Below are 13,760 nucleotides of genomic sequence, written 5' to 3'. Positions count from 1 at the left end.
CAACGAGCAGGTCGAAACGCATTGTTTAAGAATCAGGTGGTGCCCCGATGTGGTGAGGTGTGAGACAAGACGGTGCAGTCACCAGATGGCGGAATAGGCATCCCATTGGTGAGCTCGGGTTGAACTTGTGTCAGAACACCTGATCGTATAGACGTGATCGCTGAGCCCCTATGGGGTCAGCACCGCCGCACCGGCGAACCGTCCTTCCCTCAGATCCTCAAGGGCTTGGTTGGCCTCGCCGAGCGGGTAGGCGTGCACTTCGGTGCGCACGGGGACTCTGGGTGCGACCTCGAGGAAGGCGCGACCATCCTCACGGGTGAGGTTGGCGGTTGATTTCAGGCTGCGTTCTTCCCACAGCAGGCCATAGGGAAATGAGGGAATATCACTCATGTGAATGCCGCCGCTGACCACGCTGGCCCCACGATCCACGTGCTTCAGGGCACTGACCATCAGTTCACCCACCGGGGCAAAGACGAGCGCGGCATCCAGAACGTCCGGTGGATCCTCGGTGCTTGAGCCCGCCCAGACGGCACCCAGATCCCGGGCCAGCTTCTGCGCCTGTTCATCGCCGGGGCGGGTGAACGCGTACACGGACTGGCCGTACCAGCAGGCGATCTGGCACAGAATATGGGCGGCGGCGCCGAAGCCATAGATACCGAGCCGCTGGATGCTCTCGCCGCCGGCCAGGCGCCATGTACGGAAGCCGATCAACCCGGCACAGAGCAGGGGAGCGATATCCAGGGCTTCGGCTTCCGGCGGCAGGGGATAGCAGTAGGGCGCGTAGGCAAGAGCGTATTCCGCGTAGCCGCCATCCAGGGTATAGCCTGTGAATCGGGCCTGCTCGCAGAGGTTTTCCTGGCCCCGGCAGCAGTAACGGCAGGTGCCGTCGGTGTGGCCGAGCCAGGGAACACCCACGCGGTCTCCGACCTGGAGATCGGTAACGTCATTACCGGCAGCAACCACCTTCCCCACAATCTGGTGCCCGGGGATCAGTGGCAGTGAAGGCTCCGTGAGTTCGCCATCAAGGATGTGCAGATCCGTCCGGCAGACACCACAGGCCTCAACTCTGAGAAGGACCTGATCCGGTTGGCTGATCTCTGGAACGGGCAGTTGACGGTGCTGCAGTGCCTGGCCCTGATGCTCCAGCACCATGGCGTTCATTGTCTGCGGGAGCTGATTGTGCTGACCCATGATGTTGCCTCATTCAGGATGGGTTGTACCCAGATCTAAAGAATACGCGGTGCCCGGTCAATCACCGCTCAGTCGTCCAGCAGCTGCATCAGAGAGGGTTTCACCGGGCGCCGGGAGTCCGGAGGGGGTGTGGTCGGCGTCAGGCGGCCATCCACCTCCAGGATCATGCAGGCCTGTTGCTCACCGTAACGCGCAGTCAGCCGCATCCGGCCAGCGTCCTCTCCTTCACCTTTCTCCACAAGCGTTCGCACAGCGCCGGACTCAATAGCGCGAGTCAGTGTCTCCAGGTCAATGTTCAACCACTCCGCAAGCGTGGCTGCATCAATGACCGCATCGCCGTTATCGATGCTGATGGAAGCGGTTTCGTGCATATCGGGGTCCTGTTCACTTGTCATAACGGTGCCGTCACGTCATTGGAACACAGCTCTGTCCGCCCATGAAGATGCGGGCCCGTGTTTGAGTAGAGATCCTGATTGTCGCGTGAAATGTAAAAACATGTTCGCCCCCGTCAATCTGCAACAGAACCGTCACACAGCATCCCTAATCTCTTCGCCCGATCAGCAGTCGTTAAGGAGTCCCCATGCTGGGAACCGTGCGAGGTCGGATCCTCCTGTTTGCGTTTCTGTCACTCTTTGCCCTTTCGGCCCTGGCGACGCTTTCCTGGGTCATCATAAACCGGGCGGAGACCGCCTCTGAGCAGCTGGTACGGAACAATCTGAAGGAAGCCTGGCTCCTGGAGGATTTCCAGAGAGACATGCGGGATCTGCAGGATCTCTCCTTCCGGATTAAGGGGCAGATGCTGCTCTGGGATGAGATCGGGCAGACGTTCCAGCGCCTTAAGGAGAGGATCCCGGAGCACTGGCAGGCCATTAAGCAGCACCCTGAACTGTCCGGCTGGGCAGGGGATAACGCCGAGCATTACGCGCGTGTCCTCGAACTGATCGAGGCCATGCGTCCGGCCATTGAAGACAGGAGCTACTACGAGACCGGCAAGGTCATCGACTTCAGGCTGTTTTCGGCCATGGATCCAATCCTGAAGGCGATTTCAGCACGCCAGGAAGCAAGCCGGAATTCCATTGATGAGGGGAGCATCGAGCTTCTCGGCTTCCTCGAAGTCCAGAAGAGGCGGGTCATCATTGGGTCAGTGGCATTTCTCGCCGTGATCGTTGGCATGACGTTCTGGCTCAGGCACAGCGTGATCCGTCGACTCCGGCAGCTGGCGGCGGATCTGGAGATGATGGAGCAGGAATCGGATCTGACACGACGCCCCGCGGTCCGGGGAAGGGATGAGGTCGCTGGCGTCACCCGGGCGTTGACGTCACTGATCACCAGGTTCGAGGACTTCATTGGCGGGATCCGGGATGTGTCCGCGCGTGTGGATCAGCGCTCAGCCACGCTGGAAGCCCAGGCCGGTGATGTCCAGGCGGCTGCAGGCCAGACCAGCGAGCAGATCCGGGACGTGAATCACTCCATGGAGGCGATGACCACACAGGCCTCCGAGATTGAGGATGCCACATCCAGGTCCGAGGCTACGGTGCGTGAAGCAGTGGTCGCCAACAGCGAGGTTCAGAGCGCTCTGAAGAGCAGTGAAAAGGGGGCTGAGCACACCGTGGAGGTGATCACACGGGTGGCGGATTCGGTCCAGGTTTTCCGGGACTCCATTGCCCGCATTGAGAAGGTCAGTGGTGTCATAGCGGACATCGCGGAGCAGACCAATCTCCTGGCCCTGAATGCGGCCATTGAGGCGGCCAGGGCCGGAGAGCACGGGCGCGGGTTCGCCGTTGTTGCCGATGAAGTCCGGACCCTGTCCCAGCGCACTTCGGAATCAACCACCGAGATCCAGCAGTGGATTGGGGAGCTGGTGGGCGCGTTCTCGGATGTTGATGGGCTTCTCGAGGAAATGCGCAGTGCCGGCACCCACAATCAAGACAATCTGCAGTCGCTGAAGGCCCACCTGGAGCAGCTGGGGGACCGCTTCACGGAGCTTGAGCGCTGGAGTGCCGGTATCAGTGAGTCCGTGGCGCTCCAGCGCCATGAGATTGAACAGGTTGAGAACCGCATTGGCATGCTTGATGACAGTTCGGATGCCCTCGGGCGGAGTGTTTCCAGAGCGCTTGAGATCAGCGAGGCGCTGAGACAGGAATCCGGGCGTATGCGCAGCCTGATTGCAACCTTCCGTGTTTCCGGGAACCCGCATGAATCCACCCAGGCCGTTATGGAGTAGGTTATGGGCTTTGAGCAGCTTGAACAGGAACTGGAGAATCTGCTGGGACAGGGTGGCATCCAGACACTGTTCCAGCCGATCGTGGATGCCAGGGAGGCTCTGGTGGAAGGCTATGAGGCCCTGAGTCGAGGGCCCTCGGACAGCCCCCTGCATCCCGCGTCGGTTCTGTTTGAAACGGCGGAGCGCTGTGGCCGGACACTGGAGCTGGAAAACCTCTGCCTGCGCACCACCCGCGCCAGCTGGACCTCCACACGCAGAACCCAGAAGCTGTTCGTCAATGTCAGCCCCGACAACCTTCTGCCCGGTGCCTACGAGCATCGCTTACTGGAGGCGTTGCTGGAAGACGGTGCCATTGCGCCTGGACAGGTGGTGGTTGAGCTGTCGGAGCGTTATCCCGCGCTCGACATGGAAGAACTCAAACGCTCCCTGACCTGGCTGAAGCAGTCCGGTTTCCAGGTGGCGATTGATGATCTGGGCGCCGGCTATTCCGGGCTCAAACTCTGGTCCGAGGTTGAGCCTGATTACGTGAAGATCGATAGGCATTTCGTGCGTGATATCCATGAGGATCTGGTCAAGCGAGAATTCGTTCGCTCGGTGATGCAGCTCTCCTCAAGGCTCAATTGCCGTGTTGTCGCAGAGGGCGTTGAGCGCAATGGCGAACTGGAACTGCTGCGAGACCTGGGAGTGCGCTATATCCAGGGGTTTCTTTTCGGTCGCCCGCGCAGCGTTGCCAATGCGAATCTGGAGCCACTCAAGGCAGTCAGCAGGATGCCGGAAAACGGCACTGTGAGCGCAGCGAGTCTGGTCCACCATCCGCCCACGCTGCATGGTGACAATACGCTGGAGGAGGCCTGGACGATGCTGCAGGCCCAGGCGGGTGTCTTCGCCCTGCCGGTGTTGGACGATGATGGCCGGGCGCTTGGATTGATCCACAAATGGCAGATTCTTGAGGCGTTCGGGTCAACGTTTGGTCGGTCGCTGAACGAGAAGAAACCCGTTAAGCAGATGATGAAATCCGATGCGCTGCTCTTTGAGCACGACCAGCCACTGGAGGAGCTGAGCCGGCGTCTGACCGAGGATGAGGATGACTACCTGCGCCAGCATTTCCTGGTAACGCGTGACGGGTTCTACGAGGGCATGGGAGCAACCCGGGCATTGCTCAGGCGCATGACGGAACAGCGTATCGAGAAAGCCCGTTACGCCAATCCGCTGACCCTGCTGCCTGGCAATGTCCCGATCCACGAGGAGATCGAGTCCCGCCTCGCAGAGGGTGCCCCGTTTCTGATGATCTACTTTGATATCAACGCCTTCAAACCCCTCAATGACCATCTGGGCTTCAGAACAGGCGACCGCCTGATCGTCCTGCTCGGGAGGCTTCTACAGCAGTATTTCGGGAAGGAAGGCGATATGGTTGGCCATCTCGGCGGGGACGATTTCATCGTCTTCTGTGACGATATCGATCATACGGTCTGCAGCAGTACGGCCGTGATGGACACCTTCAATGCTGAGAGCCGTTCTGTGTACCGGGATGAAGACAGGTTCAGAGGCTTCGTCAGGGCAGAGGACAGAGGAGGACGTGTCTGTAATTGGCCCCTGGCGACGCTGGCGGCGGGTGTTATCCGTGTGTCTCCAGAGTCAGTGATGGATACAGAAGAGGTTGTCCATAGGGCCGCGGAAGCCAAAAAGGCCTCGAAGCCCGCTGAATGGTGCGACACCACTCCTGAACTCTGCCAGGTGAGCTGACAGATCGGAGCCTGGGGAGTCGCTACTGCTTGTCGGAACCCACGTGTTCGCGTATCAGCTCCGCCAGCTGCCTTGCGGGCTCCGATGGCCGGCCCGGGGCGCGATGCAGGGTGATCTCCACGGAGGGAAGCGCGGGGAGGCCGCTTTTCTCGTCCAGGGCCCTGAGTTGTGGATTGAGCATGTCACGGGTAATGAGTACCACGGCAAGCCCTGCCACGACGACGGGCATCAACCCCGTCATGGATTGGCTTGAGTAGGCAAGGCGCCAGTGCCGACCTGCAGAGCCCAGAGCGTATTCGGCCACCTCCCGGAAAACGTCTGCGCCGGGGCTGTACAGGGCCAGGGGCAGGGGGTCCACCAGCGACGGTTGCTGGTTGGCACCCACAGCCCAGACCAGGGGATCCCGGCGGATTACTTCGCCGCCCGGTGAGTGGGTTTGGCGGGTGACCACCGCGAGGTCCAGCTCCGAGGCCTGTACCTGTCTGGCCAGATCGGTACTGGCGCCACAGATCACCTTCAGCTGCATGGCGGGGTACATCTGATGGAAATAGGCCAGTGCGGGCGTGAGCAGAAATGCGTAGTCCTCGGGAATACCCAGGGTGAGACTCCCGGTGACCGTGCGCGCCTTCATATCGTTCAGCGCCTCGTTGTTGAGGGTCAGAAGCCGCCTTGCATGGCCAAGAAGCCTTTCTCCCTCGGGCGTGAAACGGATCCCCCGCCCCTCTTTCTCATGCAGTGTTACGTCGAGCATGGACTCAAGCCGGTGGAGCTGCATACTCACCGTTGACTGGGTATAGCTGAGCCGTTCGGCAGCGGCCGTCACCGTTCCGGTGTCGGCCACGGCCAGGAATGTCTGCAGGAGGTTGAGGTCCAGTACGGGTGCTCTCATATATCACAAACCTTGATGGATCAATTCAAATAAAATTGTTTTTGTGATCATTATGCTGGCCATAGACTGCTCCTGTCACTGAAAGGTTGTGAGAGGTCAAGGAGGTAGTTCATGCAGGTATTGAGCACTCAGAGAATGCCGTTGCCCGTCGGCCCGCTTGCGGGTCTGTTCGCTGTTGTGCTCTGGGCGTCAGCGCCGCTGTTGATTGATCTGGCGACGACCATTCCACCCCTGCGGCTGACCACGATTGCGCTGCTCGCGGGGTCGCTGGCTGCACTTCCTCTCAGCCTGGGGAAAAATTCCAAAGCGGAAATCCCGCCCGGCTTTGAAGCGATCATCTATGGGGTCATCCCGCTTCTGGTGCTGGGTGCTGTTGGTTCCTATCTGGTCGGGCTGGGAATGGCGCCGACGGCGGAAGGGGCATTGATCACCTACACCTGGCCGGTGATGTTCGTTCTGATCAGCCAGTGGTTCACCCATGGCCGGCTGTCAGGGCCGGTGCTGGGAGGAGCAGCCATTGCCTTTGGCGGCGCCGCACTGCTTCTGGCGCCGGATGCCCTGAGTGGCGGGCTTTCCGGCAATATGGCCGGGTATGCGTTCGCATTGATCGCCGGTTGCTGTTGGGCGCTTTACTCCTGGCTGTGCCAGAAAACACCCGTGACGCTAACTCCGTTCATGCCTACGATCTTTCTGATCGCGGCCATCGTGGCTGCCGCGATGGGGGTTGTGCTTGAGCCTGAAGTTGTTTCCCTTCCCTACAGCGGCATTGCCGCGGGCGCGGCCCTGGGGTTGGGACCCTACGGCGTTGCCATGGTTGCCTGGGATGTCGCCATCCGCAACGGACCCACAGGACTGGTGGGCAGTCTGGCCTACGGCGTCCCGGTTCTGGCGGCATTCTTTTTGGTGGTGGCGGGGGTTGCAGCCCCCAGCTGGGAACTGCCGGCGGCCGCTTTGCTGGTAATAATCGGCTCCATTGTCGCCCGAAAGGACACCTGAGCGGACTGGCGGCCAAGGGAGTCAACGGGCTCTGTAGTGCAGGGTGTAGGCGGTTACGAGCGCCGGTACACCCAATCCGACCCAGGAGAGAAGGTTCCAGATGCCTTCACCCATCAGCGCTGATGCCAGCCCGATGAGGCTCGCCAGCGCGATCCAGATGGGAGCTGCAAAGATCCTCCAGAGTGATCGGTGATTGCGGGTCGTGTTCTTATGGCTCATGAGGTTGCCGTAAGAGAGGGAGAATTCGCTTCCCGGGAGTCGCGGATCTCGCTGGTAACGGGGCGCCGGCGGGAGGCCCAGAGATAGAGCCCGCTGCCGAGCACCACGATGGTGAGTACATCGAGTACCGCCCACAGGATCTTCAGCGGCAGCCCACCGTAATCACCGAAATGCAGGGGGCCGGACAGGGCCAGGGTCTTCACGTACCAGGGCATTTCCCGCATGGCGGTGAACTCACCTGTGCGGGCATTGATCAGCGCCGGCGTGATCAGGTGCTGGGTCAGGGAGGTGTTGCCGTGCAGAAAGACCGCGTAATGGAAGTCCGTGGACCACATGCCGCCCGGGAAGGCCACGAACTGCAGCGTTTTATCCGGCGCGGCCTTAACGGCCTCGTTTACTGCTGAGTCCAGAGAGGCCATCTCCCCCGGGTCCGGCACGCTCTGGTCGTCGTAGCCCTGCGCCAGGTCCGCAAGCGACTGCTCCCGCCAGGTATCCAGTATCGGCGTTGACAGGGTATTGACCACCCCGGTCAGGGTCACGACGGCCAGCCAGGCGATAGTGATCACCCCCAGCAGATTATGGTAGTCCAGCCATTTGATGCGGCGCGTTTTGCTCTTTCGGACGGTGCCGAAATCCAGTTTCCGCATGAACGGCGCATAGAGCACTACCCCTGAAACGATGGCCAGGAACAGCAGGACGCCCATCGCACCCAGGAAGAGCATGCCGGGCAGTCCCAGGAACATGTCGGTATGCAGTTGCAGGATGAAATCCATGACGCCGTTTTCGTGAGCCGGGACGGTCTCGCCGCTGGTCCGGTCATAGGAGGCGAAGTGCATATCCCCGGCGGCTGCATCGGGGCTGGGGCCAGTAGTGACGTTGACCACTGGCCGCTCCTTGTCGAAGCTCATGAACAGCGGGGTGCCGCCCGGTTGGCTCTCCAGCGCGATCGACAGGATCCGGTCAAGTGGCAGCAACTCGCCATTGGGGTTCGCCGGTTGCCACTGCTGGGTATCCAGCGCCTCGTCGATCTCGTCGTGAAAGATCAACGGCAGCCCGGTGATGCAGAGCATCAGGATGAAGGCGGTGCAGATCAGGCTGGTCCATTTATGGATGCCTGACCAGACACGGATGGTTCGTTGCTGCATTGGGAACCGGGTCTCCTAGAAGTCGACGGTGGCTGACAGCATGAAGGTACGCGGAGCACCTACAGTCAGGTAACCCTGGCCCGGATACCCGCCTGCGGAGGCCCAGTAATCATGATCCGCCACGTTCTCGACCCGGGCCCGCACTGTCAGCAAACGGTCATCCCCCATGGGGACAAGGTAGCGGGCACCAATATCGAGCCGGGTCCAGGAGGGCACCTTCTGCTGGTTGTTGGAATCCGCATACTGTGAGCTGGTGTAGATAAGGCGGCTATCGAGCGCCAGGTCGGGCAGGGCGGGGACGTCGTACTTCAGGTTGAGGTTGGCCTGGGTGTCCGGTGCGCCAATCGCATCGTTGCCATCCACGTCGGTATCCAGATAGCTGACGCCGCCGAGCACGGTCAGATGGTTGGTGGCCTTGCCGTAGGCGTTCAGCTCAACGCCCCGATTACGCCGGTAGTCCGAGACACGGAAAACGTTGTTACTGTCCACCTTGGCGCTGGGCTTGCGGCTGTAGTAGAACGAGGCGTTGCCGCCCAGGGTCCCCTGTTCGAACTTGAGCCCGACTTCGCTCTGTTCCGTTGTGAACGGTTCAAGGGTTTCGCCCGCATTGACGACCGGCTGGTTGTTCGCGGTTGCCGGCGCTGTATCGCCCTCCTGAAGGCCTTCGATGTAGTTGGCGTAGGTGGCGATTGACGGCGTCAGCTGATAGACGACCCCGAGGGAAGGCGTTATCGCGCTTTCTTCGTAATTGGTTGTCCGGTCTCCGGTGTTGTAGTCGTAGGTTTTGGACTCAATCCGCTGGTGGCGTGCGCCCAGAGTGATGTTCAGCCGGTCGTCCATCAATGACAGCTGATCCGCCAGCGCCACGCTGGAAAGCCGGGTTTTCTGGGTCAGTCCTGGGTTATCAAGGTCACCCCCGCTGAAGCCGGCTGAGGGTGGCTCCGGTGCGTCCATCGGGTTGTAGATGTTGCCGAGGATCGTGGGTCCGAACACAAAGGCGTTCTTTGATTCAAGCTCATAGGTCGAACCTGAAAGCGTCATTTCATGGGCAATCGAGCCGGTGGTGAACTCGGTGCGCACACCGACCTCCCCGGTTTCGACGGTGTCCTCACGGCTGTTGTCGAAGCGGTTGGCCGTGTAGTCACCATTGCTGTCGACCACCGTCGGGTTGGCGAAGGTGGATTCCTCTTCCCCCTGCCGCATACCGAAAGCGAGCCAGCCAGTGATTGCCTCACTGAAGTCGTACTCGCCACGAACCGTCCCGAACACATCCTCGGATTCCGAGTAGGTCCAGGGCTGGCCAACGCTCTCGGAAGCGTCCGGCGCATCCGGGATAGCCAGTCCACTTTTGATCGTGATGTTCGGCTGGCTCGCGTCCATCAGGTGATCCTGGTACCCCAGGTCTGCAGACAGCCGGAGGTCTTCGCCCTGGTAATCGAGCCCAATGTGGGTCATGGAGAGTTCGCGGGATTCGCCGTCCACGGCCGTATCCCCATCACGGCGGGCCGCATTGACCCGTACCCCGTAGCGCCCGTCCTCGGAGCGTCGCGCCACATCCGCCGCCGCGTAGGCCTGCCCGCCGCTCTGGACACCCGTTGTCACCTGGGTGAGGGGATGATTCGGGGCACGTTTGGGCACCACATTCACGGCGCCACCGAGGCCACTGCCGCCCGGCGCTGCCCCCTTGAGGAAGGTGTTGGCACCACGGAAAACCTGCACCCGCTGGATGAACTCGGACGCCAGGTACTGCCGGGGCAGGAGGCCGTAAAGGCCGTTGTAGGTCATGTCGTCCGAGAAAACGGGCAGACCGCGCACCAGGTAGACCTGCTGGAAGTTCCCGAAACCCCGGGCGACACGTACGGCCGGATCATTAAGCAGCACGTCTCCGACACTGGCCGCCTGTTGGTCCTCGATCAGGAGTTCGGTGTAGTTGGTGAAGTTGTAGGGCGTTTCCATTACGTCCTGATTGCCGAGCAGCCCAACGCGGCCTCCCTCGGCCACCTGTCCTCCCGCAAAGGCGGGGCTCAGCCCCTCTTCCGAGGCATCGGCGCTGGCCTGGACTTCCAGTGTTGGCGCGGAAAAGGTTCTCTGGCTGGCCGTTCCCTCCTGGGCAATAACGGTGCCCGGAACGGTGCTTAGTAGGGCAATGCTGATCGAAAGCAGGCTTGGTCCCTGGCGGACATTCATGTGGTCACCCCATAACGAATTGGTAATGGGGCGGAACGGTAAACGAAATAATAGATATTCGCAACGGATAAATGTGTGCGGCAGAGTGGCAGTAGCACTATGTCGGGAGGGTCAGCGCCGCCGGGTCAGCTGGTCGATGATCCGCCTTGGCAGTGTCTCAAAGGCCGGCGTGATCGGCTCTTCGTAATTGCTGTGAATGACGCGACCCTGTTTGGGGCGTCGCTCGTGGGCGGCGTACTGTTCCAGGCGCTGGATCAGCTGTTCCTGGTGATGGAGTTCGCGCACGGCCAGACCTGACAGGGTCAGCGCGGTGGCGCCAAGCAGCAGGTTGAGAAGCATCATCATGGCGATCACCTGTATTCAACGCTGATTTCGGACTCGATGCCACGTTCCGAGAGGGCTTCATCAAGCTCCGAAGTGAGCTGGCGGAACACGATGCGGCGGACGGTCTCGGGCATGTAGTCACCCACCAGGCGAGCGCCGGCCGACTCCCTGCGGGCCACCTCAATCGGGTTGAGCACGCGTACGGTCATCAGCATCTCCGGCGGTGGCAGCTCCGGGTCCGCCACCCGTGCCAGTGCATGTTCCACGCGGCGGCGCTGCTGTCGGAGACAGTACAGCGTCCAGCCACTCAGGCCCACCATGATCAGTAGCACCAGGGTCGTCAGAAGGGTCATCATCCGTTCTCCGTTGCTGCTCCCTGATCCGGCCCGAAGGGTTTCACCATCAGCAGCAGCCTTGGCAGCAGCGTCAGTGCGCCGAGCAGGGCGATCGCCATGGCAAGGCCTGTGAAGACCCCGAAGTAGATGGTCGGGATGAAGTTCGACAGGGCCAGGATCGAGAAGCCGACAATGATGGTCAGCGAGGTGTAGAGCATGGCGCGGCCGATGGTCTGGTGACTGCGGTGCATGGCGGCCTGGTAGTCGCCATCACGACGGATCTCCTCGCGGAAGCGGTAGATGTAGTGAATGGTGTCGTCCACGGCAATGCCCACCGTTATTGCGGCGACCGTAATGGTCATCATGTCCAGCGGAATGCCCATCAGCCCCATGATGCCCAGGACCGTGCCCGCGGCCAGAAGGTTGGGCACAATCGCCACCACCGCCACGCGCAGTGACCGGAACAGGACCAGGAACATGGCCATGATGGCCAGGAACACGGCGCCCAGTGTCTTGATCTGGGAGCTGAACAGGCTCTGCAGCATATTATTGTAAAGGACCGCCATGCCGGTGAGATTGACCTGTTCGTCCTCGAGGCCGATCTCGCCGGTCAGGTGTGAACGGATGCGCTCGAACAGGGCATCCCGGTTCAGCTCCGGCGAGGATTCGATCAGGCGGATGCTGAAGCGGGCCTCGCCGGTTTCCTCGTTGACGTAGGGATCCAGCAGCAGTCCCTGCAGGTCCTCGGGGAAGGCGCGGCCCATCAGCCCCAGCTGCAGCGGGTTCAGCTTGCCCTGATTGACGCGCTCCGCCAGCCGGATGGTGGTGGCCAGGGAGATCACCTTGCCCGTCTGGGGCTGCTCGTCCAGGAAATCATGAATGGTCTTGACCAGCTCAGCGCCATCGGTGCTGAAGAAACTGTCAATCTGCTCCCGGGGCTCACACTCAGGGTCCACGAAGGGATCGCAGTCCTCGGTGGGCGTGCCGTCATTCTGCTCAAGACTGATGATCACATCCAGTGGCGTGGTGCCGCCGAGTTTCTGGTCGATCACGACCATTCCCTGGTGGATCTCGGTATCCGACTTGAAGTAGTCGATGAAACGGTTCTCCACCGACAGCCAGGACACACCCACGGCACAGACCACTGCCAATGCGGCACTGAAGGCCAGAATTGTGCCTCGGTAGTTATCGGTAACCCGGGCCAGGTACTCCGTGACCGGTGTGCGGTGCAGCGCACCTCCGGGCTGGGCAGCGCGCGGCAGCAGCATGAGCACCGCCGGCAGGACCAGAAAGACCACGGCATAGCCGATCAGGATGCCCACGGTCATCATAAGCCCGAAGTCGATCACCGGCCGGATTGAACTGAAAATCAGGGAACCGAACGCAACGACGGTGGTGATCACCATGTAGAAGCAGGGCCGGCCCATGGCGCTGACGGTTTCGGCTACCAGCTGGTAGCGGTTGGCGTCAGGCTGCACCTGCTGGTACTCACGATGGCGCACGATCAGGTGGATCGTCAGCGACATGGTGATGATCAGCAGCAGCGACACAAAATTCGAAGAGATAACGGTCACCGGCCAGTGCGTCCAGCCCAGGTAGCCCAGGGTGAGCCATACGGTAAGAGCGCAGCACAGCAGCGGCAGCAGCACCCAGCGCGGCTGGCGGAAGATGATGCCCAGCATCAGGATGATGAAAGCCAGGACGCCGAGACCGAAGGTCACCAGATCGCTCTCAACGAAAGCCATCATGTCGGCCACGATCATGGGCACGCCGCCCAAGTGGATGCGGGCCTGATCCCCGTAATTGGCAAGGACGTCGCGCACGTCCCGGATGATCCGGTCCTGCTGGGCGTTCAGGGCTTCCTTGCGCTGGCGATAGTCGGCCAGCACCTGTGAAAGCTCGCTTTCCTCGGCTTCAGAGAGCCCCTGGTCGCCTTCCTTCTGCTGGAGGGCGTCGCGCCGGTCGCGCAGCTCGTAATAGCGTTCGTCCGTGGGCAGCAGCAACTGGATGGCGGTGGTGGTACCGTCCTCGCTGACCAGCATGTTCTGGTAGAGCGGGTTCTCCATCAATGCCTTGCGGGCGGTATCCAGCGGCACATCATCCCCGTCCAGGGTCTTCATGTGCTTGTTCACGGTCATGAGCGTCATGTCCGGGCTGTGCAGCAGCGGCACGTTGAGGATGCTGTTGCTCTCATCAATGCCCTCAACGGCCATAAGATCGTCGCGCAGTTGCTCCAGCCGGTTGAGCGCGTCGTCGCTGAACAGCTCGCCTTCCGGCTGGTAGCTGACTACCAGGAAGTCATCCGTGGTCTCAAACCGCTGATAGGTCTGCTGGTAATACTCGAAGGACTCATCGCCCTCCATGACCAGGGTGTCCGGTGACGCATCGAGCCGGAACTGGTCCAGGCGCAATCCGGCTATCACGGCGGCGATGAGCACCAGGAGCAGGGTAAGCACTGGATGGGACAGAACGGTTCGATCGTAAAGATGGAAAAGTCGGTTACCCAA

General features: G+C 61.0%; 12 protein-coding genes. 3 read left to right on the top strand and 9 right to left on the bottom strand.

Features of this window, described 5'->3' with window-relative positions:
* Positions 1-168 precede the first annotated feature (168 nt).
* Both GLW01_RS13545 and GLW01_RS13540 read right to left on the bottom strand, forming a co-directional pair.
* Positions 169-1,191: a zinc-dependent alcohol dehydrogenase family protein gene (locus GLW01_RS13545; RefSeq protein WP_237416595.1), complete on the bottom strand. Its 1,023-nt coding sequence runs from the start codon at positions 1,189-1,191 to the stop codon at positions 169-171.
* 68 nt (positions 1,192-1,259) lie between these two features.
* Complete coding sequence (locus GLW01_RS13540) at positions 1,260-1,586, bottom strand: DUF6522 family protein (protein WP_160899375.1); 327 nt, start codon at positions 1,584-1,586, stop codon at positions 1,260-1,262.
* A 185-nt stretch (positions 1,587-1,771) separates the two neighbouring features.
* On the opposite strand from GLW01_RS13540, the gene GLW01_RS13535 reads away from it, so the two are divergent.
* Together GLW01_RS13535 and GLW01_RS13530 are read left to right on the top strand one after the other, a co-directional pair.
* Positions 1,772-3,415: a methyl-accepting chemotaxis protein gene (locus GLW01_RS13535; protein WP_160899374.1), complete on the top strand. Its 1,644-nt coding sequence runs from the start codon at positions 1,772-1,774 to the stop codon at positions 3,413-3,415.
* Between the two features lie 3 nt (positions 3,416-3,418).
* On the top strand, positions 3,419-5,158 hold the full coding sequence (locus tag GLW01_RS13530) for a bifunctional diguanylate cyclase/phosphodiesterase (protein ID WP_160899373.1): 1,740 nt from the start codon (positions 3,419-3,421) through the stop codon (positions 5,156-5,158).
* A 22-nt stretch (positions 5,159-5,180) separates the two neighbouring features.
* On the opposite strand, the gene GLW01_RS13525 is transcribed toward GLW01_RS13530, so the two are convergent.
* Positions 5,181-6,047: a LysR substrate-binding domain-containing protein gene (locus GLW01_RS13525; protein ID WP_151439146.1), complete on the bottom strand. Its 867-nt coding sequence runs from the start codon at positions 6,045-6,047 to the stop codon at positions 5,181-5,183.
* 111 nt (positions 6,048-6,158) lie between these two features.
* On the opposite strand from GLW01_RS13525, the gene GLW01_RS13520 reads away from it, so the two are divergent.
* The gene (locus GLW01_RS13520) at positions 6,159-7,043 is read left to right on the top strand and encodes a DMT family transporter (RefSeq protein ID WP_160899372.1); all 885 of its coding nucleotides are present in this window, start codon (positions 6,159-6,161) and stop codon (positions 7,041-7,043) included.
* Positions 7,044-7,064: 21 nt separating this feature from the next.
* On the opposite strand, the gene GLW01_RS13515 is transcribed toward GLW01_RS13520, so the two are convergent.
* The 6 genes from GLW01_RS13515 to GLW01_RS13490 form a co-directional block, all read right to left on the bottom strand.
* Entirely contained in the window at positions 7,065-7,262 is a 198-nt protein-coding gene (locus GLW01_RS13515) for a hypothetical protein (RefSeq protein WP_151439148.1), read from the bottom strand.
* The gene (locus tag GLW01_RS13510; protein ID WP_151439149.1) at positions 7,259-8,407 is read right to left on the bottom strand and encodes a PepSY-associated TM helix domain-containing protein; all 1,149 of its coding nucleotides are present in this window, start codon (positions 8,405-8,407) and stop codon (positions 7,259-7,261) included. The genes GLW01_RS13515 and GLW01_RS13510 overlap by 4 nt, the downstream gene beginning before the upstream one ends.
* 15 nt (positions 8,408-8,422) lie before the next feature.
* Positions 8,423-10,594, bottom strand: coding sequence for a TonB-dependent receptor (locus GLW01_RS13505; RefSeq protein WP_160899371.1), 2,172 nt, complete (start codon positions 10,592-10,594; stop codon positions 8,423-8,425).
* Positions 10,595-10,705: 111 nt separating this feature from the next.
* On the bottom strand, positions 10,706-10,939 hold the full coding sequence (locus GLW01_RS13500) for a hypothetical protein (RefSeq protein WP_151439152.1): 234 nt from the start codon (positions 10,937-10,939) through the stop codon (positions 10,706-10,708).
* A 5-nt stretch (positions 10,940-10,944) separates the two neighbouring features.
* The gene (locus GLW01_RS13495) at positions 10,945-11,274 is read right to left on the bottom strand and encodes a hypothetical protein (RefSeq protein ID WP_151439153.1); all 330 of its coding nucleotides are present in this window, start codon (positions 11,272-11,274) and stop codon (positions 10,945-10,947) included.
* A complete protein-coding gene (locus GLW01_RS13490; RefSeq protein WP_202405737.1) occupies positions 11,271-13,760 on the bottom strand; it encodes an efflux RND transporter permease subunit in 2,490 nt (829 codons plus the stop codon). The genes GLW01_RS13495 and GLW01_RS13490 overlap by 4 nt, the downstream gene beginning before the upstream one ends.

Origin of the sequence: Vreelandella halophila, from assembly GCF_009856365.1 — a bacterium.
Classification (GTDB): Bacteria; Pseudomonadota; Gammaproteobacteria; order Pseudomonadales; family Oleiphilaceae; genus Halospina; species Halospina utahensis_B.
Note: the sequence above shows the minus strand (reverse complement) of the source record. Positions and strands in the feature narration are given on the sequence as shown.

What these genes read in the sequence shown, in the direction of transcription:
- GLW01_RS13515 (WP_151439148.1), bottom strand. Translation starts at nt 7,262, where the DNA reads ATGAGCCATAAGAACACGACCCGCAATCACCGATCACTCTGGAGGATC.
- GLW01_RS13510 (WP_151439149.1), bottom strand. Translation starts at nt 8,407, where the DNA reads ATGCAGCAACGAACCATCCGTGTCTGGTCAGGCATCCATAAATGGACC.
- GLW01_RS13530 (WP_160899373.1), top strand. Translation starts at nt 3,419, where the DNA reads ATGGGCTTTGAGCAGCTTGAACAGGAACTGGAGAATCTGCTGGGACAG.
- GLW01_RS13540 (WP_160899375.1), bottom strand. Translation starts at nt 1,586, where the DNA reads ATGACAAGTGAACAGGACCCCGATATGCACGAAACCGCTTCCATCAGC.
- GLW01_RS13535 (WP_160899374.1), top strand. Translation starts at nt 1,772, where the DNA reads ATGCTGGGAACCGTGCGAGGTCGGATCCTCCTGTTTGCGTTTCTGTCA.
- GLW01_RS13525 (WP_151439146.1), bottom strand. Translation starts at nt 6,047, where the DNA reads ATGAGAGCACCCGTACTGGACCTCAACCTCCTGCAGACATTCCTGGCC.
- GLW01_RS13500 (WP_151439152.1), bottom strand. Translation starts at nt 10,939, where the DNA reads ATGATGATGCTTCTCAACCTGCTGCTTGGCGCCACCGCGCTGACCCTG.
- GLW01_RS13520 (WP_160899372.1), top strand. Translation starts at nt 6,159, where the DNA reads ATGCAGGTATTGAGCACTCAGAGAATGCCGTTGCCCGTCGGCCCGCTT.
- GLW01_RS13505 (WP_160899371.1), bottom strand. Translation starts at nt 10,594, where the DNA reads ATGAATGTCCGCCAGGGACCAAGCCTGCTTTCGATCAGCATTGCCCTA.
- GLW01_RS13495 (WP_151439153.1), bottom strand. Translation starts at nt 11,274, where the DNA reads ATGATGACCCTTCTGACGACCCTGGTGCTACTGATCATGGTGGGCCTG.
- GLW01_RS13545 (WP_237416595.1), bottom strand. Translation starts at nt 1,191, where the DNA reads ATGGGTCAGCACAATCAGCTCCCGCAGACAATGAACGCCATGGTGCTG.